This window comes from Sphingobacterium zeae, assembly GCF_030818895.1.
GTDB classification, from domain to species: Bacteria; Bacteroidota; Bacteroidia; order Sphingobacteriales; family Sphingobacteriaceae; genus Sphingobacterium; species Sphingobacterium zeae.
The window spans coordinates 2,345,907-2,370,736 of the sequence record NZ_JAUTBA010000001.1 but is presented as its reverse complement, the minus strand read 5'-3'; the positions used below and the strand labels follow the sequence as shown (position 1 = coordinate 2,370,736).

Genomic DNA, 24,830 nt, shown 5'->3' with positions numbered 1-24,830 from the left:
AAACCTCAAAAGCTTTGAAGAACACAGTTTTACACCAACAGTTTTCAACATGTGTTGTTGAAAAAAATGTTGAAAACAAAAAAATAACGCTATAAACCAGCACATTAATAAATGTTAATAACTTAAGTTGTTGTGAATAAGCAAAATGATACAGAATAAATCAATAGCTGCCACTACCATCGAAACAAACTTACTTTTGCATAAAACAAATCCCTTTTTAAGTACTAAAAAATATTCATATATCGTATCTTTGTAAAATGACGCACGACTCCTCAACATTAAAACCCTATAAAGATACCAAGGATGGGAAGAAAAAACAGGTAGCAGATATGTTTGATAACATTTCCCATTCCTATGATTTCTTAAACCATTTCCTGTCTTTGGGAATCGACATTATCTGGCGCAAAAAAGCCATTAATGCCTTGAAATCCATAAAACCGCAACTGATGTTGGATGTAGCGACAGGAACTGGTGATTTTGCTCTGGAATCAATTAAAATCTTGAATCCAAAAAAGATTATCGGAGTTGATATATCCCAAGGAATGCTTGAGGTTGCTAAAAAGAAGATAGCCAGTAAGGGTTTGAGCAATCAGTTTGAAGTTGCCCTCGGTGATTCTGAGCGGCTTCAGTTTGAAGATAACACGTTCGACGCTGTTACGGTAGCTTTCGGAGTCCGGAACTTTGAAAATTTAGAAAAGGGGCTATCAGACATTTACCGCGTATTAAAACCAGGTGGAAAGGCTGTCATTTTGGAATTTTCAAATCCTAAGAAATTCCCGATTAAACAACTCTACAATTTTTATTTCAAGTTTATCACACCGACCATTGGAAAATTTTTTTCAAAAGATTCCAGCGCGTATGAATATCTACCAGAATCTGTCGCTCAATTTCCGGACGGACAAAAATTTGTTGCTATAAACAAAAAGGCAGGTTTCAATGAAACTATTGTTAGGCCGCAAACATTTGGCATCTGTACGATTTACATTGCAACAAAATAGCGCAATACTACAACTATTGGTTGAGGCTGATCTAATTACATTTTATTATCAAAGAGTTATCAAAGAGTGAGAATATATGACTAAAACAGTTTTTATCACAGGCGCAAGTTCTGGAATCGGTCAGGCCTGCGCTGAGCTACTTGCGAAAGAGGGCTACAATCTTTTACTCTGCGCCCGTAGGCTAAATCGTTTAGAAAAATTAAAAGATACTCTTCTCGCTACCTACCCGACAATTCAAATCCATATTTTTGAACTTGATGTTCGGGATGCTGAGCAAGTTGCAAACCAAATTGACGGTTTGCCCCCCGAATGGAAAAAAATAAATATTCTCATCAACAATGCTGGCCTGAGTCAAGGATTGGATCCCATCCAAGATGGTGATATCGGCGATTGGGACAGAATGATTGATACCAATATTAAAGGCCTATTGTATGTAAGTAAGGCAGTGATACCACTCATGGATACCGAAAATGGCGCTCATATTGTTAACTTAGGATCTATTGCAGGGAAAGAGGTTTATCCGAATGGGAATGTATACTGTGCTACGAAACACGCTGTTGATGCGCTGACTAAGGCCATGCGTATTGATTTGCTAACTCAGGGCATTAAAGTAACCTCTATCGATCCAGGAATGGTGGAGACAGAGTTTTCTGAAGTTCGTTTCCATGGAGATCGCGAAAAAGCTAAAAATGTCTATAGTGGTGTGCAGCCTCTGACAGGAAAAGATGTAGCCGAAACCATCCTTTTTGTCATTACTAGACCTGCACATGTCAATATCAACGATCTATTAATAATGCCTACAGCGCAAGCAACGGGCACCATTGTCAATCGAAAATAATTTAAATATCATGTCATTAGAAATACAAATCAACCAAGACATTAAGGCAGCAATGATCGCAAAAGACACGGCAAAATTACGTGGTTTACGTGCGATTAAAGCAGCTATCCTCTTAGCGAAAACAGAAAAAGGTCATGCAGAAGATCTTACCGAAGAGGCGGAAATAAAAGTTTTACAAAAACTTGTCAAACAACGTCGCGAATCTGCGGAAATTTATAAAAGTCAAAACCGCGAAGATCTGTATGAAATTGAAGTTGAGGAAGAAAAAGTTATTGAGGCTTATCTACCGAAACAGTTAAGCAAGACAGAAGTTGAAACGATTGTCAAAGCAATTATCGCCGAAACAGGAGCTTCTTCCATTAAAGATATGGGTAAAGTAATGGGCGCGACAAATCAAAAGCTTGCTGGACAAGCAGATGGTAAAACAATCTCTGAAGTCGTTAAAAATCTTCTCGCATAAAAGTTTTCAAATCACTCGTGTCAAATTAAATTGGGTATGTCTTCCCTGATATATCGATTTAATTTGACTCTTTTTTTTATTTTAATGATGGATTTTCAGTGGAACCTCAAGAAGTTTGACGAACTTAACAATAAAGAACTGTATCGTATCTTAAAGCTTCGAATGGAAGTTTTTGTTTTGGAACAGGAATGCTTATATCCTGAATTGGACGATAAGGATTTTGCTTGTCTCCATCTTTGGGCAGAACACAATGATGATATCATCGCATACACGAGATTAGTTCCCCCTGGTCTCTCCTATCCGCAGGCTTCCATCGGTCGGGTCATTGTCGCTGAGCAAGCCCGCGGTACCGGTTTGAGTCAACAATTAATGATTCATTCCATCGAATCGCTCTATAAAGAATTTGGGGAAGGCGAGATACAGATAGGTGCACAATTTCATTTAAAATCCTTTTATGAAAAATTAGGGTTTAAACAAATCTCCGAGCCCTACCCTGATTATGGAATCCTTCATATTGATATGATTAAACCCACAATTTAGTAAATTTAGGCATGCAAAACGTTGTCATCATCACAGCCGCCCTATTTGGCGGCCTCGCTATTATCCTAGGTGCATTTGGCGCCCATGCATTCAAAAAAATCCTATCCGCTGAAAAGCTGGAATCGTTTGAGGTCGGCGTTCGATATCAAATGTATGCTGCTCTAACCCTATTGATTTTAGGATTTAATTTCTCCTTTGATCTTCAGTCTGAACGAGTTGCATTTTATCTGATCACATTAGGAACTCTTTTATTCTCGGTAAGTATCTATTTTCTATCGTTTGCCGAATACTGGAAAAAGAATTTAAAGTTTCTTGGCCCAATTACCCCGCTCGGCGGATTACTGATGATCGCAGGCTGGGTTGCTATTATCATTCGCTTTTTGTAGATTTGAAATAAATACGGCAATGATGTCTGCCCTGAACCGCCCTAATAAGCTGATGACGTCTACTATTTTAGTATAAAACAATAATTTTATATAAAGTGTAGACTTATGGCTATAACACATTCTAATCAAAGCAATCTTCATTTTTTTCTTAAATGGCTTATCTCCTGTAGTGCGATAGGTTTCATCGTAGGATCTATTTGTGCATTTTTTCTCTTTTCCCTCAATTGGGTAACGCAGTACCGAGAAGCTCATCCTTGGATAATTTATGGACTCCCCCTAGCGGGATTTGCCATTGCATTGTCCTATAAGTATTGGGGAAATCCATCAAGCAAAGGAAATAATCTACTCATTGAAGAATACCTTCATCCCCAACGCCGCATTCCGCTTATCATGGCGCCTCTTGTCCTATTCGGAACTTTACTTACCCATCTGTTTGGAGGTTCGGCAGGCCGTGAAGGAACTGCCGTACAAATAGGTGGAGCAGTTTCCGATCAGCTCAATCGCTGGTTTGACTTCGATAAAACTGAACGCCGTATCTTAATTTCAATCGGCATCACTGCAGGCTTTGCCGCTGTGTTTGGTACCCCACTCGCCGGAACAATATTCGGTATGGAAGTCCTACTCGTTGGAAAAAAAAGATATTTCGGTATACTACCCTGTTTATTTACCGCCTATCTTGCGAACTTCAGCTGTCAATTATGGAATATTTCACACACTCATTATCCAATTCATGATGTTATTCCAATGTTGTCTTTGACCAATATTGGATTTAGCCTTGCCGCAGGCATTCTATTCGGTGTTACAGCATGGCTCTTTACATTTACCAGCGATTTCTTTAGCCTTCAATTCAAACGAATTAAAGCTACGCTACTAAGGCCTGTGATCGGCGGTATTATTTTGGTACTCATTGTTACCATATCGCACAGCAGCAACTATATTGGACTTGGTATCCCGATGATTCAAAACGCATTTGTCGATCAGTCGAATTATTATGACTTTATCATCAAATTACTTTTAACGACTTTCACCCTTTCTGCCGGATTTAAAGGCGGAGAAGTCACCCCGCTGTTTTTTATCGGGGCAACCTTAGGGAGTGCATTAAGCACCGTTATTCCACTTCCCATCAGCCTGCTGGCTGCCATGGGCTTTGTTGCCGTATTTTCAGGCGCTACAAACACCCCGCTCGCCTGTATTGTCATGGGTTATGAATTATTTGGGAGCCAACCTATTTTATTTATAACAATAGCATGTATCGCCGCGTTTATCTTTTCAGGGAAAAAAGGAATTTATATTGCGCAAAAAGGAGGTTTAAAGGGAAGACTCTACCGAAGACTAAATTTATAAACAGAGTCTTTGCTTTCAGGTTCTATACGTATAATAACTATAATCAATATGGACAAATTTAACTACAAACGCATCGTTCAGGAAATGCCCTTGATCAAGCAGACATAAATGAAAGGTTTAACGGAAGAAGTTCATTAGCAAAAAAGAAATTATTCAATAAAAAGAGCCTAAAATGAGCGGTATGATTTAGGCTCTTGATGGTTAACTTTAGTATCGAACTATAGTAACTTTCCCTGCAAAAAGAAAGCAGCGACAGTGAAATAAATGATTAATCCCGAAACGTCCACTAGTGTAGCAACAAATGGTGCCGACGCTGTAGCAGGGTCCAAACCAAATCGACGTAAAATAAATGGAATAAACGAACCCGATAGCGTTCCCCATAGCACGATAAACAATAGGGACACTGCTACCGTAAAACCAATTGCGATCCAATAAGGACCATAATCATATAGGCCCAGAAAATGCCAAGCCAGTATGCGTAGAAAACCAATCGTACCCAATATTCCTCCTAGTATTAAACCCGAAGAAACTTCACGCTTCATCACATACCACCAATCCTTAAGCTTCAATTCACCAAGCGCCATCGCACGGATAATCAAAGATGCAGCCTGTGACCCCGAATTACCACCACTGGATATAATCAAGGGAACAAATAGAGCCAGTACAACGGCCTTTTCCAATTCCCCTTCAAAAAACCCCATTGCCGACGCTGTAAGCATCTCACTGAAAAACAAGATGATCAACCAGCCTGCCCTTTTTTGAATTAATTGAAGCAAGGGTGTTCTCGTATACGCCAGGTCCAATTCTTCCATACCCCCAAATCGCTGTATATCTTCTGTATCCCGATCTTCGATTCGGTCCAACACGTCGTCGAATGTGACAATTCCGACTAATACACCAGCTTCAGTAACGATAGGCAGGGCGCTTCGATCATATTTTTGAAAAATCTCAAAAGCTTCTTCCATAGGCGTTGAAGCTTTAATCGCAGCAAAATTATAGTCTATCAGATCAGAAATCTTTGTTGACGAATCCGATAGCAGTAGTTGACCAATTTTCAAATCGTCGATCAAGACATTTTTCTCATCAACTACATAGATGAAGTTGAGCGTCTCAGCCTTTCTTCCAAACACCTTAATATGCCGAAAGACGTCGTCAACCGTATAATAAGGACGAACCTGCACATACATTGGCGTCATCAAGCGAGCAATACTATCCTCCTTGTAACCGATCAGTTCCAAAGCCATCTGCTTCTCCCGCTCATTCAAAAGATTGATTAGGTATTTAATTAAATCATCGGGAAGTTCCGATAACAGATCATTTCGGGTATCCGGTTTCAGATTATTCAGCAATTCAGAAAGTTCATGTTCTGTCATTGATTTGATCAACGTGTACTGAACATCCAATTCAAAAAAACAAAAGATTTCCAATCTATCCTCCAGTGGATAGTTCATAAACTGCTGATGTTGTTCCCCTTTAGTTAGACGCGAGATTTCTTCCGCGATATCGGCTGGGTGTAATGCTGAATTTTGTTCCATTGGAAGATAATTAATGGATTTAGGGCAAAAGTAGCTTATTTTGTACTATTTCCAACAAATAGAAACACTATTTTTTCTAATGATAGTTCGGGCCAATACTGCCTTAAATCCCCTTGTGCTGCGTGGATGGATGTATTTAGTTTATTATTGCTATAGATTTAACAATAGCTTAAAAATTAATTAATCCAGGCGCTAGCTCGACGGGCTCTAGGCCAGGCCTAAAAAGTAACGCAGCCAGATCACCCTGCAGTTGTTTTTTTCCATCATTTACATGCAACCAACTACCTTCACGTAAACCAATGACGGGCTGCGTATTCAGCTGATGAAATTCCTTAATTCGCGTTTCTCTCGTTTCCCCTCGATGTGTGGACTTTGGATCTGGATCCAAATAATGTGGATTGATATTAAATGGTAAAAAACCAAGCGCATCAAAGCTAGGCGGATAAACAATAGGCATGTCATTTGTGGTTCCAATAGTTAGCCCTGTTAAATTGGAACCCGCTGATGTGCCAACGTATGGAATTCCCTTTGCTATTTGTACACGCAATTGCTGGACCAAATCCAATTCATATAAGGTTTTTAACAGTAAAAATGTATTCCCGCCGCCAATAAAAATAGCCTTGGCATCTTGAATTGCTTTCTTCATATTCGCGAAACAGTGCAATCCCATGACAGTTACACCCTTATCTGTTAAGGCTTCTTGAACCTTAGCCGTATAGGTATCAAATGAGATGCCCGAAGGTCTCGCAAAAGGGATAAACAATAATTCGTCTGACTGAATAAATTCGACAAAGTCATGCTTAATGTATTCTAAAAACTCACTGCCATAAATTGTACTTGTGCTTACGACCAATAACTTGTATGCTGGATTAATCTTCATCTTCTGTAGTTGATACCTTTAAAAAAATACCTTTAACCTCGTTGATAACGAAATCAAAGGTACATTTTTCGTACTTATTATTACTTATTTCCTGTCAGCAGCTTTTTTATCCGGATCTAATCTTTTATTTTCTAGCAGTGCTTTATGTAAAAGATATTCCATCTGCCCGTTAACACTTCTAAACTCGTCCGCAGCCCATTTTTCCAATGCTTTATACATCTGGTCATCTAAGCGTAGCATAAAGTTTTTCTTATCTGCCATTTCATCCCATTTATTGATACAACGTACCTGTATTTACAATTGGTGTGGCCGCTTTTTCACCACAGAGTACCACCATCAAATTACTGACCATCGCAGCTTTCTTCTCGTTATCAAGCACCACAATATCCTTTTCAGATAACTTATGAAGAGCCATTTCGACCATTCCAACGGCACCATCTACAATTTTTGCCCTTGCCGCCACAATAGCTGCTGCCTGCTGTCTTTGAAGCATTGCGCCGGCTATTTCAGAAGCATAAGCCAAATGACTTATTCTTGCCTCCTTAATAATAACCCCAGCTGGTGCCAAACGATCGGACAATTCTTGTTCAAGAATATGGTTTACAGTATCTCCTCCCTCCCTTAAGGTTATTTCAGCACCTTCATCTTCCAAGTTATCATACGGAAAGCTTCCAGCCAAATGTCTTACGGCTGCTTCACTCTGCGTGCGTACATAAGATGTATAATTACTCACATCATAAGCAGCTTTATACGTGTCACCCACTTGCCATACGATCACTGCCCCAATCTCAATTGGGTTTCCCATCTTATCATTTACTTTCAGTGTCTGTCCCTGTAAGTTATCCGAACGAAGACTTATTTTAATCGTTGAATACAAGGGATTGACAAAAAACAAACCATTTTCCTTAACGGTACCTACATATTTTCCGAAGAAATTGAGTACACGGGAATGATTGGGATTAATAATCATCAGTCCCTTTAGAATAAAAAATGTAGCAATCATCAAGGCTACTCCCAATACGACATACAGTGAACTTTCCTCTACGTTGGCAAATGAAAATACCGCTGCTACAAATGAAAATACCGCTATCAATAAAGCTAAATAGCCTGACATGGGTTTAATTAGTTTTTCCATAATTTGTTAATATATTTTTGATATCATTTTAATATCATAAATATAGTATACTATTTTCAATTTTTCAAATGAAATATTAAAATTCATATTTTTGAATATGCTTAAAAAATCATTTTCTACCCATAGTAAATTGCACGACTCAAATTCTTATACTTGGCTCGTTACCAGGAGATAAATCATTAGCAGAAAATGAATATTATGCACATCCCCAAAATCGATTTTGGAAAGTCATTGAATATCTGTTCAATGCACAGCAGCGGATAAGCTATACGGAGCGGATAAATATCTTACTCAGAAACCATATCGGTCTTTGGGATGTTTGTGCTGAAGCCTCTCGCCCTGGAAGCATGGATTTAGCCATACAAGATGAACGCCCCAATCCGATTGCTGAGCTGCTAGAAACCCACACCTCAATCAAACATATTATCTTTAATGGACAAAAAGCATACAGTTTGTATCTGAAGCATTTCGACAAAAAGGAAGGTATTATTTATAGCTGTTTACCCAGCACAAGTCCAGCGAACGCAAAAAGTAATCTTGAAAATTTGATTGCACATTGGCGGATAATAATAAGTGATTAAATTACACGAATTAGATTCATTAATTCAGTCCTATTGCTTATTTTTGCCGTAAGATGTCAGATTTAAAATACAATCAACGGGGCGTATCCGCAGGGAAAGAGGATGTGCACAATGCGATAAAAAACATAGATAAGGGACTATTTCCCAAAGCATTTTGCAAAATAATTCCAGATATTTTGGGTGGAGATCCAGAATGGTGTAATATTATGCATGCTGATGGGGCTGGCACCAAATCTTCATTGGCATATGTTTACTGGAAAGAAACTGGTGATATTTCTGTTTGGAAAGGTATTGCACAAGATGCTATCATCATGAATATTGACGACTTGCTTTGCGTGGGAGCCATCGATAACATTCTTTTATCCTCAACGATTGGCAGAAATAAAAATCTTATTCCTGGAGAGGTGATTGCAGAAATCATCAATGGCACAGAAGAGATTCTATCTGAACTTCGGGATTTGGGAATTGGCATCTATTCTACTGGTGGTGAAACGGCTGATGTGGGTGACCTAGTTCGCACCATCATTGTGGATAGTACGGTCACCTGTCGGATGAAACGTGAAGATGTTATTTCAAATCATCGTATCAAAGGCGGCAACGTCATTGTTGGATTGGCATCGAATGGAAAAGCAACCTATGAACAGGCGTACAATGGTGGAATGGGTTCCAATGGACTAACTTCTGCACGTCATGATGTATTTAACAAAAAAGTAGCTGAAAAATATCCTGAAGCGTATGATCCAGCTGTTCCTTACGAACTAGTTTTCGCTGGAAGCCAGAACCTCACCAATGAAATTGAGGTTGAAACAGGAGAAAAAATAACTGCGGGTAAGCTTGTTCTTTCAGCCACGCGTACTTATGCCCCTGTAATCAAACAAATACTAGACAAGTATCGTTCTCAAATTGACGGGATGGTGCATTGTTCGGGCGGAGCACAAACAAAAGTCCTACACTTCGTCGATAATGTACACATCATCAAAGATAATCTTTTCCCGATCCCTCCTCTTTTTGATTTAATACAGAAAGAATCGAATACGGACTGGAAAGAAATGTACAAGGTGTTCAATATGGGACATCGTATGGAGTTGTATGTCCCTGAATCCATTGCATCGGATATTATCGCCATTTCTGAGTCATTTGGAATTGCCGCCCAGATCATTGGCCGGGTAGAAGACTCTATATCTAAAAAAGTTACTATAACATCTCCCTATGGAGAATTTATCTACGAATAAAAGATAATTGCTTCCAGTGTGGTCATTCGGATGACTACACTAGAAGCAATTTTTTGTATTTGGTATAAATGAAAGAAAAACTTCTTGTTGGTTGGAAAGAAACCCTTGATCTACCTGAGTTGGGAATATATGGTATAGAAGCGAAAGTCGATACTGGCGCTGCTTCATCTGTACTCCATTGTAATTCTTACAAAATCGTTAATGAAGATGGCCAGGACTGGATTGTCGGTGAACTTATCATCAATTTCGAAACAAAAGAAACAAAAACTCTTAAGTTAAAACTCTATAGGACAAAGTTGGTAAAAAGTTCCTTTGGCCAAGAAGAAAAGCGTTATTACATCCGCACTACAGCAGCGTTGTACAACCAAGTGTTTAGCATTAAAATCTCTTTTAGAAATCGATCTCAGATGACATATCCAATGCTTTTGGGTAAAAATTTCTTAAACAAAAGGTTTTTGGTGGATGTTTCTAAAGAAAATCTCTCCAAGAAGACTCTGGTAAAATAAAACAAATAGCCAAGCTATTTTGTTATCTTAGCACAAAATATACTCAATATACAAATCGTGAAAATTGCCGTATTATCGACAGTAAAGAGTTTATACTCAACTCGTCGTCTCGTAGAAGCCGCACAACAAAGAGGACACGAATGTGTTGTCATTGATCACAGCAAGTGTTATGTCGGTATTCAGCAAGGTAAACCCAGCATTCATTACAAAGGTCAGGATCTCAGCGATATTGATGCCATTATTCCCAGGATAGGAGCTTCAGTAACTTTCTATGGATCTGCCATTGTGAGACAATTTGAAGTCATGGATGTCATTTCTGCCAATCCCAGTCAAGCTATTACGCGATCTAGGGACAAATTAAGGTGTCTACAAATTTTATCTGGAGCAGGTATTGGACTCCCTATTACCGGCTTTGCACGTACAGCTTCTGACGTCGACGATCTCATTAGTATGGTTGGCGGAGCTCCATTGGTCATTAAATTGTTGGAAGGTACGCAAGGCATCGGTGTTGTACTTGCTGAAACTAAAAAAGCGGCGTCATCTGTTATTGAAGCGTTCTACGGTCTTGGCAATAATATTCTTATTCAAGAATTCATAAAAGAATCTAAGGGCTCAGATATCCGGGCATTTGTGGTTGACGGCAAAGTTGTTGGCGCGATGAAACGCACAGCCAAAGAGGGCGAGTTTAGATCAAATATCCATCGGGGTGGCACTGCCCAGATTATCCGGTTAAGTAAAGCCGAGAGGGAAACGGCAATCGCTGCTGCCGCGCAATTAGGACTTACGGTTTGTGGTGTAGATATGATCCCTTCAGATCGCGGTCCTTTAGTACTTGAAGTGAATTCATCGCCGGGTTTGGAAGGTATTGAGAAAGCCACAAAAAAGGATATTGCCTCAGAAATTATACAATACATTGAGCGACAATATGAAGCAAAAAGGGCTCAGATGCCTAAAGTAATCAAGAAAAAGAAAAAGAGTGAAAGTAAATTGTAAATATAAAAAATAATAGAACGGTGGGCTAATACCTGTTATATTAGCCCATTTTCTTTTGTATACTATTTCACTTTCATTACCGTATTGTCTGCACCTGCTGTAGAGACCTTGACCTGTCCAGATTTATTTTTGTAGAATTGTGATGAACATGGTTTTTATTGAGTTAGGTCGTTAAAACAAAAAAAGGAGCCTAATAGGCTCCTTTAATATCTCTAACAAATTGACAGCGGATTAAAAACTCTATTTTACTGCGTCTACAACTGCTTTGAAAGCTTCTGGGTTATTTAAAGCTAAGTCAGCTAAAACCTTACGGTTCAAACCAATATTCTTAGCGTTTAATTTACCGATCAATTGGGAATAAGAAATTCCGTGTTGACGAGCTCCAGCGTTGATACGTTGAATCCATAAAGCTCTAAACTCGCGTTTTTTGGTTTTACGATCGCGGTAAGCGTATTGTAAACCTTTTTCTACTGTATTTTTAGCAATAGTATAAACTTTGCTACGTGATCCAAAGTACCCTTTTGCAAGGCCTAGGATTTTTTTGCGTCTTCTTCTAGAAGCTACTGCGTTAACCGAACGTGGCATATTTTTAAAATTAGTTTGGTAGAAGGTGCCATGTATTTCAATGAACTTACGACCCTATACCCGGTTAAAAAATTATTATTAAATAAAATCGAATAAAACTTATTTACCGATAGCAAGCATACGTTTTACGTTGCCCATATCGCCATCAGATACATAACTTGTTTGTGTTAAGTTACGTTTACGTTTTGTGCTCTTTTTTGTCAAGATGTGGCTTTTGAAGGCATTTTTTCTTGCAATTTTACCTGTTCCAGTCAATTTGAAACGTTTCTTTGCGCTGGAATTGGTTTTAACTTTTGGCATAATACTTATAAATTTTATATCAATCTGTTAGAATTCTTTTTATTTTTTTGGAGCCTTTGGAGCTACTGTTAAAAACATGCGTTTACCTTCTAATTTTGGTAAAAGCTCCACTTTTCCATAATCTTCCAAAGCCTGAGCGAAACGTAACAATAAAATCTCACCTTGATCTTTGTGTACAATAGCACGGCCCTTAAAATGTACATACGCACGCACTTTCTCTCCACTTTCTAGAAACTTAATTGCATGTTTTAATTTGAACTCAAAATCATGCTCACCAGAGTTAGGTCCGAAACGAATTTCTTTAATAACAGTCTGTTTTGCATTAGCTTTGATTTCCTTTTGTTTCTTCTTCTGTTCGTAAACAAACTTACTGTAGTCGATAATCTTACAAACCGGCGGTACAGCATTTGGCGAAATCTCCACTAAATCAAGTTCCAACTCATCAGCCAACTCTAACGCTTTGCGTGTAGGGAAAACTCCTTGTTCCACATTATCTCCCACCAAGCGTACCTCAGGTACCTTGATTAACTCATTAATGCGGTGATCTGGTTCTTTCTTTCTCATTGGTGGTCTTGGACCACCTGGTCTTTTTAATGCCAAATGTTTAAAAATTAAACGGTTATTTCCTTAATTAATATATCTCTAAATGCTTCAGCAGTCATAGTTCCTAATTCCACTGAGCCATGTTTACGTACAGAAACTGTGCCATTTTCCACCTCTTTCTCCCCAACAATCAACATATAAGGAAGCTTTTTCACTTCGGCGTCTCTGATTTTTCTGCCCACTTTCTCGTCACGTAAGTCTATCAGTCCGCGAATATCGGAATTATTTAGCGAATTTAAAACATTTTGCGCATATTCTTCGTATTTTTCTGACACTGGTAAGACGATAAACTGCTCAGGCGCAAGCCATAACGGAAACTGCCCGGCGCAATGTTCGATCAATACAGCCACAAAGCGTTCTAAAGATCCAAACGGTGCACGGTGGATCATTACTGGACGATGTTTCATATTGTCACTCCCAGTATACTCTAATTCAAAACGTTCGGGCAAATTATAATCTACTTGTATTGTTCCCAATTGCCACTTACGTCCTAAAGCATCCTTCACCATAAAGTCTAGTTTAGGACCATAGAAAGCAGCCTCACCATATTCCACTACCGTTGGTAACCCTTTCTCTTCTGCGGCCTCAATAATTGCAGACTCAGCCAAAGCCCAATTTTCGTCGGTACCAATATACTTTGTACGATTCTCCGGATCACGTAACGATACCTGTGCAGTATAATCATTGAATCCTAGCGCGCCGAATACATAAAGAACTAAATCAATTACTTTTTTGAATTCATCTTTAACCTGATCGGGACGGCAAAACAAATGCGCATCATCCTGAGTAAACCCACGCACCCTTGTTAAACCATGAAGCTCACCAGATTGCTCATAACGGTATACCGTACCAAATTCAGCGAAACGAACAGGTAAGTCCTTGTAAGAACGTGGTTTTACTTTATAAATCTCACAGTGATGCGGACAATTCATGGGTTTCAATAAAAACTCTTCACCTTCGATAGGAGTTTTTATTGGCTGGAATGAGTCTGCACCATATTTCTCATAGTGTCCAGAAGTCACGTAGAGTTGTTTATGTCCAATATGAGGCGTTACAACAGGTTCATACCCTGAGTTCAACTGTGCCTTCTGTAAAAAATCTATAAGCTTTTGACGTAATGCAGCACCTTTAGGCAACCAAAGTGGCAACCCCGCGCCAACTTTTTCAGAAAAAGCAAAAAGTTCCAACTCTTTCCCCAGTTTACGGTGATCGCGTTTTTTCGCCTCTTCTATAAATTTCAAATATTCTGTAAGCTCCGATGCCTTCGGGAACGTAACACCATAAATACGTGTCAACTGTTTGCGAGACTCATCACCTCTCCAGTAAGCACCGGCGACATTAGTCAATTTAATCGCTTTGATAAAGCCAGTATTTGGAATATGAGGGCCACGACATAAATCTGTAAATTCCCCCTGAGTATAGAAAGTAATCTTTCCATCTTCCAAGTCTTTGATTAAATCCAGCTTATACTCATCTCCTTTTTCAGTAAAGTAAGCCAATGCATCCGATTTCGAAACAGCTTTACGTTCAAATGTTTCTTTTCGTTTGGCCAGCTCCAGCATCTTGTCTTCGATCGCTTTAAAGTCATCAGACGAAAATTCACGATCACCAAAGTCAACATCGTAGTAAAATCCGGTTTCAATCGCGGGACCAATACCAAATTTAATCCCAGGATACAATGCCTCCAGAGCCTCAGCCAATAAGTGGGCTGAAGAATGCCAAAAAGTGGATTTACCTTTGGTATCATTCCAGGTCAGTAACTTGACAGTAGCGTCATTTTCAATAGCACGGGCAGAATCCCACACTTCACCATTTACTTCGGCAGCAAGAACGTTTCTTGCAAGCCCCTCCGAGATTGATAACGCAATCTCTGCAGCAGTGATCCCTTCTTGATACGCTCTTACGGAACCATCCGGTAGTGTAATATTAATCATTTACAACTATGATCTTTAAATCGTTAAAAAATAGAAAACATAAAACAACATGTACAATTATGTTATTACACTTATGTTTCAATAAATAAATTGTGTCACAAATTTAGTAAAATTTTTGATAAATAATATGTCTTTGTGCTGAACGGGCCGCTATAATCGTGCCAGCCCTCCTTTCATTCCCGCCCATCAATTAAATACACTATACCTCTTTGGACTATACCTCTTTGGTCTAATTATAATTGTTCTCTTGCTCATTTCTATTTTACACCCGAATGGGGCACCGGTATTATGGCCAAGGAAGGCCACGCACTCCTTGGAGTAAGCTGTGATAATTGCTTCTCACCACGTTAAACATTAACAGGGTAATAACAAGGGGTTAACAGGGGGTGTTTTCTCGTTGTTAGTATACTAAGTGGTATCCATTTGACTCGCTGTTGAGATTACTACTACACCTCCGAAAGCAGTTTATTGTAAAGTAATGTGATAGATAAATCCAATAGTTAATTGGAATAACTAAAAAATGATAGCAAGCCCGATAAAAGCGAGTTGACAAATTGAGCATCTCATTAATATTTGCTACTTTTGCAGACTGAAATTTTAACTATGTCAAATCAAGTACCAGAAGACGGAACACTATTGCCCTTAATGGAAGAATTTTACACTATTCAGGGTGAGGGCTACCACACCGGGACTGCTGCTTATTTCATACGATTGGGGGGCTGCGATGTGGGGTGCCATTGGTGCGATGTAAAGGAAAGCTGGGATGCTTCGATACATCCGCTTACAACAGCAGATTCGATCATCGAAAACGCAAAGAAATATCCTGCGAAAACAGTTGTCATTACAGGTGGAGAACCACTTATCTATAATTTGGATTACCTAACAAAAGGCCTTCATCAGGCGGGTATTAAAACCTTTATTGAAACCTCGGGTGCGTATCCTCTGAGTGGTGAATGGGACTGGATATGTTTATCGCCGAAGAAATTCAAAGCGCCTCGCAAAGATGTATTAGAAGCTGCTGGTGAACTTAAAGTGATCGTTTTCAATAAAAGCGATTTCGCATGGGGAGAAGAATACGCACAACTCGTTGGACCAAACTGCAGATTATATCTTCAACCTGAATGGTCAAAATCAAAAGAAATGACCCCTTTTATTATTGAATACGTAAAAGAAAATCCGAAATGGGATATTTCGCTACAAACACATAAGTTTTTAAATATTCCCTAATAATTGAATATCTTCTCAATTATCGGATACAAAAAAGGCTTTCATACTATTGAAAGCCTTTTTTTGTAACCGATAAAATATAGATTGTATGGATTTAAAATTACTTAACATAAGCATTTAGGAAAGTATTTAGATCCATCTTCTTTGTTTCTTCGCCCTCTTTCTCACGAACTAAAACATTCCCGACGTGATCAGCATCTAGAAATAGTAGATTCGCTTTTAATATAATTTTTCCATGTTCATCCAGCAATCCAATTTTACCATTTTCAGAGAACATCAGATAAGTGTCCAAAAATTTACTAATGTTTTCTTTCTTATCGAGCAGAATTTTGCCTTCTTCTGTGACCAATCCAAAATTACCGTCTTTTTGGAATATGGCAATTTTTTGATTTGCTGGCGTCAGCCAGTCAAATCCTTCTTTATTTACCTTTCCCCCCTTCCTATCCAATAACCAAAAATAATTATCTTTATCTGAAACAATGGCAGTTTCCTCATTAAAGTATGTTAAAGAGAAAAGAGAGCAAGGCAATACTTCTTCTCCTGCCGTGTTTTTTATACCATAATATTCATCATTGGTATTTTTATCCTTAACCATCGTCCATTTAAGTGATTTATCCAATGGGAAAGTATCTTCAAATAAACCGACATTTTCTGCCTGGCTATCATTATCTCCCCCGGAGATGTCAATAACCTTCGCGTTTTTAGGTAATTGAAAGTCTGCAACAAAAGATGTATTGGCCACTTTTGTTGTTTCGAAACCAAGCTCATTGCTTTCACCTAAAGACAATTTAAGCACACCACCAGGCAAATCATTTATAAATGGAAAGGCAGTCAAATAATAAGTCGGTACTGCTTCCGAATACCAAACGGTTGCGATAGCCGAATCTGCATTGTTTTTAAAAAACAACTTTGCTTTTTTACAGGTAATGCCCGCAATTGATTTTATTTCGCCCATATCTTGCAGCTGCACATAAGGGCCTTCGGATTCTTCCGGCTTTACACCAACAATCTTATACGATGGATGATATGCTTCGGCAGTGACGACATCATCTCCTGCTGAATACGAATACGTTTTTGCTAACTTTCGATTTAAAACAGCATGGACTTTTTGATTCACTATAGTGGAAGAATAATCGGCATCAGCCAAAACCTCTACATTCCGATAAGCCATTTTTCCTTTCAAAAATGGCTCATAAAACTCCTTTGCAAATTCTGGAACGTCATTTTCAAACTTTTCAGGCGAAACTTCACCTTTAAAAACCAACTCCATCTGCCATTGCTTATCTTGCGCATAAGTTGTTGAAATTGATAATCCAAATAATAGTGCAACTTTGAGTAAATTATTCATAAGAATGTTAAATATGTAGCTAAATAACAAAAGACAGACCAAAAATTCTATTTTTTAAGCTATTTTTTTATTTAAGTGCTTTCTTGCTGTATATTCTAGTGCAATATTCATAAGATATTTTATGAAAAAGCACTACAACTTTATCATCAATCTAGTTTTCACAGCTTCATCGCATGCCAAAGCGATTCGCAGACTGTTGATAGCATCTTCCATTGAATCAGTAAGATCCAAATTCTCTAAAATTGCCCGCAGAAAGAATAGCTGCTCCCGATTACATAATTCTTGATGATCAGGCTCATCCGATAAGTTAACCCATTCATCGGGCTTCTTAAATTCATTGGCTGTATCTAAATCACTATAATGTATTCTTAGGCTTTCCGTTTGTGTGTGGGAGGCGACCGAATCCGATTTCCCCTCATCGCTGGCTTTGTTAGCGACAATGGAAACTGCACCATTTGGTCCAAAAACATCTTTTACAAAAAAAGCGTTCTGACTCACCATTGGTCCCCATCCGGCTTCGTACCATCCTACAGAACCGTCCTCAAAATGCAACTGAAGTTGCCCGTAGTTATAGTTCCAAGCTGGAATCTCATCGGTTAATCGTGCACCTATTGCAGATACATACAATGGTTTTGCGCCCACCATTTGACACATGACATCAATATAGTGGACCCCGCAATCAACAATGGGACTTAAGCTAGACATTAAATTTTTATGCACATCCCACATATATCCATGACTCTGTTGATTGAGGTTCATACGCATAACAAGTGGCTTTCCCATCGTTTTAGAAATCTCGATAAACTTGATCCAGGATGGATGGTATCTCAAGATATAACCAACAACCAATTTTCTATCGTATTTTATTGCTGCATCCACTACCTGTTGCGCTGAAATTACGTTTTCAGCGATAGGCTTCTCGATAAAGACATGAGCCCCAGCCTGAAAGGCTTTTATAGCATAATCTTTATGTGTATCTGGATAGGTGGCTATACACACAGCATCCGGTTTCGTTTCCTGAAGTGCCTGTTCATAAGACGAGAATAATTTATAGTTTCCTCCCAATTCTTCATTCAGCTTACTTTTGCTCTCTCCACGAGCTACTAGACCTACAATTTGAAAGCCATCTAAATCGTGATAAGCCCTTGCATGAGATGCGCCCATATTTCCACATCCAACAACCAATATTTTAACAATCTGTTGCATCATTTTTTTCATGTTATATTATCTCTTTAATCCATCTAAAGCGAATGCTGCTCCTGTTCCCAGTGCAGCACCAGCCAATACATCGGTGGGAAAATGTACGCCCAAATACATCCGTGAATAACCAACACTACTTGCCCATAAAAGGGATGGGGCGACGACGTACCACTTCGAATAGGCACGTGACAAAGCAGATGCGGTAGCAAAAGCGGAAGACGTATGCCCAGAGGGGAAGGAATATCCACTGGCCGTACGAACCGATACGAAATTAGGATATTTTTTAAAAGGCCTACTGCGCTTAAACAAATGTTTCAAACCCACATTCACCAAGGCAGTTACAGCCGTACTGCTAGCAACATACAAAGCATTCTGACGCATTATTTTATCATCATTGACAGCACCAGCAACCAGTAAACCGACGGGAACTGCAATCTGAACATAATTATTGATATCAGAAAGCACTTTAAATGTTTGTGTTTGCGGCACAGTCCTGGTTTCAACAATCGACTCCAATATCTGGATATCTAATGTAGAAGCAGGTGTTTCCTGCGCTAAAGCACCGATATAGGAACAATTCAACCAGCAAACAAAAATAAAAACTAATCTTTTCATCCAGTAAATAATCTCTCTATTTATAATTTCTTCACCCCTTAAAAATAAGGAAATTTATGTGAGTTGTCACCTTATTAAAGACGTTTAAATTTGAATCAAACTCATTACTGGTCTGTAACGTATACTAAACTGTATGCTCCAAGCCATCAAATCAGTATTGTCATACACCAAGATTTGGCATGTAGTCGACACTCGTTATATTTTCCACTTATTTTTGTATCCAAATTAGAATCCGCTTAATAATAAGCCTGTTTAGATGACAATTTTAAAATGATGGCCTTGGATTTCCAATTTATTTACTATACATTTGCTTACAGTTATTAATACAAACATGGTTTATACTTACGTACATCATTTTCATTTCCATCATCGCCGTTGTGGCGATATGTTAATTTAATGTGTTCTTACGTAGAATACCTTCCCTCTTGTTTGATTTCTTATTATTAATAATTTACTGCTAACATTATAAAGCGTTGAAAAATCTTAAAAATTGCTATCCAAAAATCGGGTAGGTTAAACGAAAAATCTGTTCAATTACTGAAAAACTGTGGTTTAGACTTCGAGAACTACAAGAGCTCTTTAATTACCACAGTGGGAAATTTTCCATTGGAAATATTGTTTTTGAGAGACGATGATATTCCGGGTTATGTAGAACAAGGCATAGCCGATCTTGGTATCGTCGGTGAAAACATCATTGATGAGACTGAATGCAAAGTAGAATACATCAAGAGGCTCGGTTTTGGAAAATGCACATTGAAATTAGCTATCCCCAAAGATAGTAGCATTCAGGACATTAAAGACCTTAATGGTAAAGCAATCGCGACCTCTTATCCAAATATCCTCAAGAACTTTCTAAACGCGTATAATATTAATGCAGACATCCGTTTGATCTCTGGCTCCGTTGAGATTTCTCCCGGCTTGGGCCTTAGTGATGCAATCTGTGATATCGTATCTACGGGTGGAACGTTAAAAAGCAATGGTTTAAAACCTTTTGCTGATGTGAAGAATTCAGAAGCCATTTTGGTGGGAAGAAAAGGATTAGAGGGTAATGAAGTTTTGACTGAATTAGTACAACGCATCGAATCTGTTCTTTTAGCAAAAGAAACCAAATATGTGGTATTGAATGTCGAAAAGAAGAATTTGCCAGCTATTACTTCTTTACTCCACGGCGTTAAGAGCCCTACAGTTGTTCCACTTGCAGAAGAAGGTTGGGTAGCCGTACATACCGTTATCACCGAAGATGACTTTTGGGATAAGATCAACAAATTAAAAGCTGAAGGTGCCCAAGGTATCGTTGTGATGCCCGTTGAAAAAATCATTCTTTAAACTTGATGCGCTTATACAACCATGTTAAAAAAATATGATTACAAGACGTTAGGAAAATCCGAAATCCAACAACTGGTTGCCAGGAACACGGATCCGAACAATGCGATACAGGAAGTTGTCCAGGAAATTATTCAACAGGTACGCCAGCAAGGAGATGTCGTGTTACGCGAATATGCGGCTAAATTTGACCATGTTGAACTTGAGCGGCTGTATTTGGACGAGGAAGATATCGATGCGTTAGCATCTACCATAGACCGTGATCAGCAAAGAGCACTGGAAATTGCTTTTCAAAATATTCATAAGTTCCATAGTACGCAATTAAAAAGAGAACGCACTGTTGAAACCATGCCCGGCGTAAAATGCTGGCGGGAGGTGCGCCCTATTGAAAAAGTCGGTCTCTATATCCCTGGAGGATCAGCGGTCTTACCTAGCACACTTTTAATGCTTGGTATTCCCGCAAGAATAGCTGGGTGCAAAGAAATTGTCGTTTGTTCTCCCCCCCAATCCAACGGAAAAATTAATGGGTTTGTCGCTTTTTGTTTAAAATTACTGAAGATAAATAGAATATACTTGGTTGGAGGTGCTCAGGCTGTTGCTGCTATGGGATTTGGAACAGAGACAATACCCAAAGTCGATAAGATTTTTGGCCCTGGAAATCAATTTGTCACGAAGGCAAAATCCATTATACAGGGTCTGGCAAATGTTAGTATAGACATGCCTGCCGGCCCATCCGAAGTATTAGTCGTCGCTGATGAGTCAGCTAATCCGGCTTTTGTTGCCGCCGATCTTTTGGCACAAGCCGAACACGGCGTCGACAGCCAAGCTGTCTTGGTTGCAACTTCTACGGCTATAGTTGATGCGGTCAACACAGAACTGGCAGCCCAATTGGCGGTCTTACCGCGCAAGGAACTTGCTGCAAAAGCTATTGACAATTCTTATGCGGTAACTGTTGATAACCTTCAGGAAGCGCTACAATTTTCAAATGATTACGCTCCGGAACACCTTATTTTAGAAACGGACCAATGGGAGTCTTTAACACGCTATATCAGTAACGCTGGTTCAGTATTTTTAGGACACTTAACCCCGGAAAGCGCGGGTGATTATGCCTCGGGTACTAATCATACGCTGCCTACATCGGGATATGCACGCTCCTACTCGGGCGTATCGGTGGATTCTTTTGTAAAAAAAGTTACTTTCCAACATATTAGCGAAACTGGGCTCCAACACATTGGGACTGTAGTTGAAATACTCGCTGAACTTGAAGGTTTGCAGGCGCATAAAAATGCGATTTCCATTCGAAAAAAATGATAAAACATAGACCGTTTAAATCACAAAAAGGGCTTTACATTGTAAAGCCCTTTTTGTGAAATTGATCTTTCAAATGTTTCGGAATGTATTTTATACCTTATCTTCCAAAGGTGTCATAATTATCCGTTGCATATTTTTCAAATCTCGTCAATAAAGCGATATTATCTTTTTCCAATGGACTTAAATCTGCATTCACATCTTTTGAAATAGGGACATACCAGTCTACAGGCTCAAAAAATTGGCGAATGCTTGGTTTAGTAAACGCATAGCCATGACGGGCAAAAATCGTATTCCGAATAATCTCCAGATCCAATTTCTTAAGATTTTTCAGGTCTTTCTCGGTCAACTTTTGTTTAGATGCATTGACCGTAAAAACTGCAGGGGATGCCGACCTGTAATATTGGATAACGTATGTATAAGTTGAATCTCCATCTACATCGGTTTCCTCTTTTCTCTTTTCGTTAATCCAGTCAACCAAAGTCCCATTTTCCTCATCCTGATTTTTCAGCATCAGATTAGGATTATATGCGAATTGCTTTTTCAACAGTTTGAAACTTCGTTTTTTAATCTTTACGCCTGGATCGTAAGCAGTCCAACTGCCAATTAACGTATCATGATTAAGCTTAATTTCAAAACGGCCATCGGACTTATTATCGCCGGGCTCATCTAACAATAGCCGAAAGTCACTACCGTTTTCTTCCAGCTTTCCCACAAAAGAACGCAGATTTCCTTTCACCACATTCTGTCCGAATACACGACCCTTATCGGTGATTTTTTTTATGGTCAAATTTATCTTTGGAGAATAATCTGTAATTGGCAAACCGTCTCCTTCTTGCAGTGTCTTTTCATCAACCACAAATTCGCCCACCCAGTTGCCGTAGAGTTCCTGATGTGCCTCATGCTCAACAACAACACTGTCTTTTGTCCCGTGGGCTTCATTCTTTTTGCTTTTCCCGTCCTTACAGCCAACTATTGCTGCAAGCATTACTATTAAATAAAGGTTCTTCCTCATAATTTTTGATTTTTTTGATAAATAATACATTCCGCCAATAACAAATTTGGTATCCATCCCAGCCATGCGATAATCTGGTAGACGTCCATTGGATTGGGCTGGAACAAATAGACTAAAGCCAGCTTCCAAAAACGTAGGGTAAGTGCTGAACAGGTTAAGGCAAAACTACGGATCATAAAATCGCGGTGTTTATCAAATTTCCGGTGACTCGCCAAACGAACTGCCATCCAGGTGAAATAAAACCATCCCAATCCCAGGAGTTCAAATGCAATCATAGATGTTAATCCGCCATTTGCCACGGATCCAATAAGCAAACCTGAGGGAGCGGCAAAAAGCAAAATGGCGAATACATACAAATACCCGATACTCCGATGGACTCGCGGATATTTATTTAATAGATAAGTATTAAACTGTGTAAAGCCCGCTGGCAAGGCAAAGATAGCTGTGCAAACATGGACATAAAACACGTAGCGATACCACCAAAGATCTTCAATTTCCGTTTGTTTAATCATCAGGAAATTAGCGTCGAGTGAGAAACCACGATAGCGAAGAGTGATTTCTGCCATCAGCACACAGCTATAGGCAAAAATTAAAAGCCAAAATCCCTGCAATATCGAAAATTGAGCTTTTTTAAACATATCTTCTCTTAATTGCTTCGGATAGCTTCCACGGGATCCAATCGAGAGGCCATTAAGGCAGGAACAATGCCGGATATTAGCCCAATAAAAGTAGAGAGTGAAATTGTCAGGATAACCATTTTCAAACTAACGACGATAGCAACACCAGTCGCAGCCTGCACAAGAAATGCTAAAAAATATACAACGATCAGACCTATTCCTCCCCCCAAGAGGCAGAGCACGATAGATTCTATTAAAAACTGCGAAAGTATAAAGAAATTTTTGGCTCCCAGCGCCTTTTGAATTCCGATGATGTGTGTACGCTCCTTAACGCTAACAAACATGATATTGGCAATACCGAAACCACCGACTAGGATTGAAAAAATACCAATCGAAAAACCCGCAAGATTAATTATTCCAAAGAGCTGATCCAATGCACCTGTAATCATTGTTGTCTGATTAATAGAAAAATTTTCCTCCCGCTGAGGAGATATACGGCGAATTGAACGCATAAGTGTCTTTGCTTCACTCTCTGCCTCGGCCAGCGTATAGTTCGGTTTAATAACCATCGCTATACTTGGTGAAAAATTATCATAATTGACCAAATTCCTCGCGAGCTCAAATGGAATAAAGGCGGTATCATCAGGTGAGGTATTGATTAATACACCATTTCCTTCTTTCTTTAACACGCCAATCACTTGAATTTTTCGGCCTAGCATATTGATATATTTGCCAACCGGTTCATCATTAGGAAAAAGTCCTTCCGCTATATTGGCCCCCAATACAGTCACGAGGGCGCCCCCCCTCGATTCACTTTCGGCAAAGTAACGGCCATCTACGATATTTAAATTTTGAATATATAGGTTTTCGTAGGTCGCGGCATTAACCGATGAACCCTGTGCAGAATTACTTTTATATTTTATTGTCGTATTGCCAATATTGATCATATAAGCCATATATTCAGCAGTCGTCATTCGGCTTTTTAAATCCAAGTAATTATTATATGTGGGTTCCGGTCTATTCAAGTATTTCCACCAGGGGAAATTTGGTCCTCCATCCCAAGGCCATTTTTCTATGTAGAGAGTCTTGCTTCCTATCTTCTTTACTGATTCCTCAATATTATTCCGAAGTGTATCTACTGCGGAGAATACGCCAATAATCGTAAAAATACCAATGGTCACACCTAACAGCGACAGTAGGGTGCGTGTACGATTGTCTTTTAATGCCGAAAAAGCAAACTGACAACTCTCCAATATCAATCTAAAGAATAGCATAATTTGTATTCTAAAATACAATATAGTTTTGATTTAATGTCAAAATCGTTAAA

27 protein-coding genes and 1 riboswitch are annotated in these 24,830 nt (G+C 39.0%); of the genes, 13 read left to right on the top strand and 14 right to left on the bottom strand.

What is annotated here, in order from left to right:
- The first annotated feature begins 257 nt into the window (after positions 1–257).
- From ubiE to QE382_RS09760, 6 genes are all read left to right on the top strand, one after another.
- The gene (ubiE, locus tag QE382_RS09785; RefSeq protein WP_307185726.1) at positions 258–998 is read left to right on the top strand and encodes a bifunctional demethylmenaquinone methyltransferase/2-methoxy-6-polyprenyl-1,4-benzoquinol methylase UbiE; all 741 of its coding nucleotides are present in this window, start codon (positions 258–260) and stop codon (positions 996–998) included.
- Positions 999–1,074: 76 nt separating this feature from the next.
- Complete coding sequence (locus QE382_RS09780) at positions 1,075–1,836, top strand: SDR family oxidoreductase (RefSeq protein ID WP_307185725.1); 762 nt, start codon at positions 1,075–1,077, stop codon at positions 1,834–1,836.
- 10 nt (positions 1,837–1,846) lie between these two features.
- Positions 1,847–2,296, top strand: a complete 450-nt coding sequence (locus QE382_RS09775; protein ID WP_307185724.1) for a GatB/YqeY domain-containing protein — start codon at positions 1,847–1,849, stop codon at positions 2,294–2,296.
- Between the two features lie 36 nt (positions 2,297–2,332).
- Entirely contained in the window at positions 2,333–2,836 is a 504-nt protein-coding gene (locus QE382_RS09770) for a GNAT family N-acetyltransferase (protein WP_236560229.1), read from the top strand.
- 11 nt (positions 2,837–2,847) lie between these two features.
- On the top strand, positions 2,848–3,222 hold the full coding sequence (locus QE382_RS09765; protein ID WP_307185723.1) for a DUF423 domain-containing protein: 375 nt from the start codon (positions 2,848–2,850) through the stop codon (positions 3,220–3,222).
- Between the two features lie 6 nt (positions 3,223–3,228).
- Positions 3,229–3,291, top strand: a riboswitch (Fluoride riboswitch).
- 36 nt (positions 3,292–3,327) lie between these two features.
- Positions 3,328–4,566 carry a voltage-gated chloride channel family protein gene (locus tag QE382_RS09760; protein WP_307185722.1) on the top strand — a complete coding sequence of 413 codons (1,239 nt, stop codon included), beginning with the start codon at positions 3,328–3,330 and terminating at the stop codon, positions 4,564–4,566.
- 218 nt (positions 4,567–4,784) lie between these two features.
- On the opposite strand, the gene mgtE is transcribed toward QE382_RS09760, so the two are convergent.
- From mgtE to QE382_RS09740, 4 genes are all read right to left on the bottom strand, one after another.
- Positions 4,785–6,101, bottom strand: a complete 1,317-nt coding sequence (gene mgtE, locus QE382_RS09755; protein ID WP_307185721.1) for a magnesium transporter — start codon at positions 6,099–6,101, stop codon at positions 4,785–4,787.
- Between the two features lie 169 nt (positions 6,102–6,270).
- The gene (gene pepE / locus QE382_RS09750; protein WP_307185720.1) at positions 6,271–6,981 is read right to left on the bottom strand and encodes a dipeptidase PepE; all 711 of its coding nucleotides are present in this window, start codon (positions 6,979–6,981) and stop codon (positions 6,271–6,273) included.
- 84 nt (positions 6,982–7,065) lie between these two features.
- Positions 7,066–7,242: a type II toxin-antitoxin system antitoxin gene (locus QE382_RS09745; RefSeq protein ID WP_307185719.1), complete on the bottom strand. Its 177-nt coding sequence runs from the start codon at positions 7,240–7,242 to the stop codon at positions 7,066–7,068.
- A gap of 10 nt (positions 7,243–7,252) precedes the next feature.
- Positions 7,253–8,116 (bottom strand): SPFH domain-containing protein, encoded by an 864-nt coding sequence (locus QE382_RS09740; protein WP_307185718.1) that lies wholly within the window; start codon positions 8,114–8,116, stop codon positions 7,253–7,255.
- Between the two features lie 95 nt (positions 8,117–8,211).
- Between QE382_RS09740 and QE382_RS09735 the strand changes: the two genes are divergently transcribed.
- From QE382_RS09735 to rimK, 4 genes are all read left to right on the top strand, one after another.
- A complete protein-coding gene (locus tag QE382_RS09735; protein ID WP_307188019.1) occupies positions 8,212–8,697 on the top strand; it encodes a DNA-deoxyinosine glycosylase in 486 nt (161 codons plus the stop codon).
- 53 nt (positions 8,698–8,750) lie between these two features.
- Complete coding sequence (locus QE382_RS09730) at positions 8,751–9,929, top strand: AIR synthase related protein (RefSeq protein WP_307185717.1); 1,179 nt, start codon at positions 8,751–8,753, stop codon at positions 9,927–9,929.
- Between the two features lie 68 nt (positions 9,930–9,997).
- Positions 9,998–10,435: an ATP-dependent zinc protease family protein gene (locus QE382_RS09725; RefSeq protein ID WP_307185716.1), complete on the top strand. Its 438-nt coding sequence runs from the start codon at positions 9,998–10,000 to the stop codon at positions 10,433–10,435.
- 57 nt (positions 10,436–10,492) lie between these two features.
- Positions 10,493–11,428 (top strand): 30S ribosomal protein S6--L-glutamate ligase, encoded by a 936-nt coding sequence (rimK, locus tag QE382_RS09720; RefSeq protein WP_307185715.1) that lies wholly within the window; start codon positions 10,493–10,495, stop codon positions 11,426–11,428.
- 240 nt (positions 11,429–11,668) lie between these two features.
- Here rimK and rplT read toward each other — a convergent pair whose 3' ends face one another.
- From rplT to thrS, 4 genes are all read right to left on the bottom strand, one after another.
- On the bottom strand, positions 11,669–12,013 hold the full coding sequence (gene rplT, locus QE382_RS09715) for a 50S ribosomal protein L20 (protein WP_046674462.1): 345 nt from the start codon (positions 12,011–12,013) through the stop codon (positions 11,669–11,671).
- Positions 12,014–12,112: 99 nt separating this feature from the next.
- Entirely contained in the window at positions 12,113–12,313 is a 201-nt protein-coding gene (gene rpmI / locus QE382_RS09710) for a 50S ribosomal protein L35 (protein ID WP_002993964.1), read from the bottom strand.
- A gap of 39 nt (positions 12,314–12,352) precedes the next feature.
- On the bottom strand, positions 12,353–12,913 hold the full coding sequence (gene infC, locus QE382_RS09705) for a translation initiation factor IF-3 (protein WP_075993338.1): 561 nt from the start codon (positions 12,911–12,913) through the stop codon (positions 12,353–12,355).
- Positions 12,914–12,924: 11 nt separating this feature from the next.
- A complete protein-coding gene (gene thrS / locus QE382_RS09700; protein WP_307185714.1) occupies positions 12,925–14,850 on the bottom strand; it encodes a threonine--tRNA ligase in 1,926 nt (641 codons plus the stop codon).
- Positions 14,851–15,453: 603 nt separating this feature from the next.
- Between thrS and QE382_RS09695 the strand changes: the two genes are divergently transcribed.
- Positions 15,454–16,077: a 7-carboxy-7-deazaguanine synthase QueE gene (locus tag QE382_RS09695; RefSeq protein WP_293879434.1), complete on the top strand. Its 624-nt coding sequence runs from the start codon at positions 15,454–15,456 to the stop codon at positions 16,075–16,077.
- 100 nt (positions 16,078–16,177) lie between these two features.
- Here the strand turns inward: QE382_RS09695 and QE382_RS09690 are convergent, their stop codons facing one another.
- From QE382_RS09690 to QE382_RS09680, 3 genes are all read right to left on the bottom strand, one after another.
- Entirely contained in the window at positions 16,178–17,425 is a 1,248-nt protein-coding gene (locus QE382_RS09690; protein WP_307185713.1) for a hypothetical protein, read from the bottom strand.
- A gap of 132 nt (positions 17,426–17,557) precedes the next feature.
- Positions 17,558–18,634, bottom strand: a complete 1,077-nt coding sequence (locus QE382_RS09685; RefSeq protein WP_307185712.1) for a Gfo/Idh/MocA family protein — start codon at positions 18,632–18,634, stop codon at positions 17,558–17,560.
- 15 nt (positions 18,635–18,649) lie between these two features.
- Positions 18,650–19,240 carry a phosphatase PAP2 family protein gene (locus QE382_RS09680; RefSeq protein ID WP_307185711.1) on the bottom strand — a complete coding sequence of 197 codons (591 nt, stop codon included), beginning with the start codon at positions 19,238–19,240 and terminating at the stop codon, positions 18,650–18,652.
- Between the two features lie 480 nt (positions 19,241–19,720).
- Here QE382_RS09680 and hisG point away from each other — a divergent pair, with 480 nt between their 5' ends.
- Both hisG and hisD read left to right on the top strand, forming a co-directional pair.
- The gene (gene hisG, locus QE382_RS09675; RefSeq protein ID WP_307188018.1) at positions 19,721–20,566 is read left to right on the top strand and encodes an ATP phosphoribosyltransferase; all 846 of its coding nucleotides are present in this window, start codon (positions 19,721–19,723) and stop codon (positions 20,564–20,566) included.
- A 21-nt stretch (positions 20,567–20,587) separates the two neighbouring features.
- Entirely contained in the window at positions 20,588–21,874 is a 1,287-nt protein-coding gene (gene hisD, locus QE382_RS09670; RefSeq protein ID WP_307185710.1) for a histidinol dehydrogenase, read from the top strand.
- A gap of 97 nt (positions 21,875–21,971) precedes the next feature.
- Here the strand turns inward: hisD and QE382_RS09665 are convergent, their stop codons facing one another.
- The 3 genes from QE382_RS09665 to QE382_RS09655 form a co-directional block, all read right to left on the bottom strand.
- Complete coding sequence (locus tag QE382_RS09665; RefSeq protein WP_307185709.1) at positions 21,972–22,886, bottom strand: YARHG domain-containing protein; 915 nt, start codon at positions 22,884–22,886, stop codon at positions 21,972–21,974.
- On the bottom strand, positions 22,883–23,452 hold the full coding sequence (locus QE382_RS09660; RefSeq protein ID WP_307185708.1) for a DUF2306 domain-containing protein: 570 nt from the start codon (positions 23,450–23,452) through the stop codon (positions 22,883–22,885). The genes QE382_RS09665 and QE382_RS09660 overlap by 4 nt, the downstream gene beginning before the upstream one ends.
- 80 nt (positions 23,453–23,532) lie before the next feature.
- Positions 23,533–24,777 (bottom strand): ABC transporter permease, encoded by a 1,245-nt coding sequence (locus QE382_RS09655; RefSeq protein ID WP_209574629.1) that lies wholly within the window; start codon positions 24,775–24,777, stop codon positions 23,533–23,535.
- Between the last annotated feature and the right edge of the window lie 53 nt (positions 24,778–24,830).

What these genes read in the sequence shown, in the direction of transcription:
- ubiE (WP_307185726.1), top strand. Translation starts at nt 258, where the DNA reads ATGACGCACGACTCCTCAACATTAAAACCCTATAAAGATACCAAGGAT.
- QE382_RS09780 (WP_307185725.1), top strand. Translation starts at nt 1,075, where the DNA reads ATGACTAAAACAGTTTTTATCACAGGCGCAAGTTCTGGAATCGGTCAG.
- QE382_RS09775 (WP_307185724.1), top strand. Translation starts at nt 1,847, where the DNA reads ATGTCATTAGAAATACAAATCAACCAAGACATTAAGGCAGCAATGATC.
- QE382_RS09770 (WP_236560229.1), top strand. Translation starts at nt 2,333, where the DNA reads ATGTCTTCCCTGATATATCGATTTAATTTGACTCTTTTTTTTATTTTA.
- QE382_RS09765 (WP_307185723.1), top strand. Translation starts at nt 2,848, where the DNA reads ATGCAAAACGTTGTCATCATCACAGCCGCCCTATTTGGCGGCCTCGCT.
- QE382_RS09760 (WP_307185722.1), top strand. Translation starts at nt 3,328, where the DNA reads ATGGCTATAACACATTCTAATCAAAGCAATCTTCATTTTTTTCTTAAA.
- mgtE (WP_307185721.1), bottom strand. Translation starts at nt 6,101, where the DNA reads ATGGAACAAAATTCAGCATTACACCCAGCCGATATCGCGGAAGAAATC.
- pepE (WP_307185720.1), bottom strand. Translation starts at nt 6,981, where the DNA reads ATGAAGATTAATCCAGCATACAAGTTATTGGTCGTAAGCACAAGTACA.
- QE382_RS09745 (WP_307185719.1), bottom strand. Translation starts at nt 7,242, where the DNA reads ATGGCAGATAAGAAAAACTTTATGCTACGCTTAGATGACCAGATGTAT.
- QE382_RS09740 (WP_307185718.1), bottom strand. Translation starts at nt 8,116, where the DNA reads ATGGAAAAACTAATTAAACCCATGTCAGGCTATTTAGCTTTATTGATA.
- QE382_RS09730 (WP_307185717.1), top strand. Translation starts at nt 8,751, where the DNA reads ATGTCAGATTTAAAATACAATCAACGGGGCGTATCCGCAGGGAAAGAG.
- QE382_RS09725 (WP_307185716.1), top strand. Translation starts at nt 9,998, where the DNA reads ATGAAAGAAAAACTTCTTGTTGGTTGGAAAGAAACCCTTGATCTACCT.
- rplT (WP_046674462.1), bottom strand. Translation starts at nt 12,013, where the DNA reads ATGCCACGTTCGGTTAACGCAGTAGCTTCTAGAAGAAGACGCAAAAAA.
- rpmI (WP_002993964.1), bottom strand. Translation starts at nt 12,313, where the DNA reads ATGCCAAAAGTTAAAACCAATTCCAGCGCAAAGAAACGTTTCAAATTG.
- thrS (WP_307185714.1), bottom strand. Translation starts at nt 14,850, where the DNA reads ATGATTAATATTACACTACCGGATGGTTCCGTAAGAGCGTATCAAGAA.
- QE382_RS09695 (WP_293879434.1), top strand. Translation starts at nt 15,454, where the DNA reads ATGTCAAATCAAGTACCAGAAGACGGAACACTATTGCCCTTAATGGAA.
- QE382_RS09690 (WP_307185713.1), bottom strand. Translation starts at nt 17,425, where the DNA reads ATGAATAATTTACTCAAAGTTGCACTATTATTTGGATTATCAATTTCA.
- QE382_RS09685 (WP_307185712.1), bottom strand. Translation starts at nt 18,634, where the DNA reads ATGATGCAACAGATTGTTAAAATATTGGTTGTTGGATGTGGAAATATG.
- QE382_RS09680 (WP_307185711.1), bottom strand. Translation starts at nt 19,240, where the DNA reads ATGAAAAGATTAGTTTTTATTTTTGTTTGCTGGTTGAATTGTTCCTAT.
- hisD (WP_307185710.1), top strand. Translation starts at nt 20,588, where the DNA reads ATGTTAAAAAAATATGATTACAAGACGTTAGGAAAATCCGAAATCCAA.
- QE382_RS09665 (WP_307185709.1), bottom strand. Translation starts at nt 22,886, where the DNA reads ATGAGGAAGAACCTTTATTTAATAGTAATGCTTGCAGCAATAGTTGGC.
- QE382_RS09660 (WP_307185708.1), bottom strand. Translation starts at nt 23,452, where the DNA reads ATGGCAGAAATCACTCTTCGCTATCGTGGTTTCTCACTCGACGCTAAT.
- QE382_RS09655 (WP_209574629.1), bottom strand. Translation starts at nt 24,777, where the DNA reads ATGCTATTCTTTAGATTGATATTGGAGAGTTGTCAGTTTGCTTTTTCG.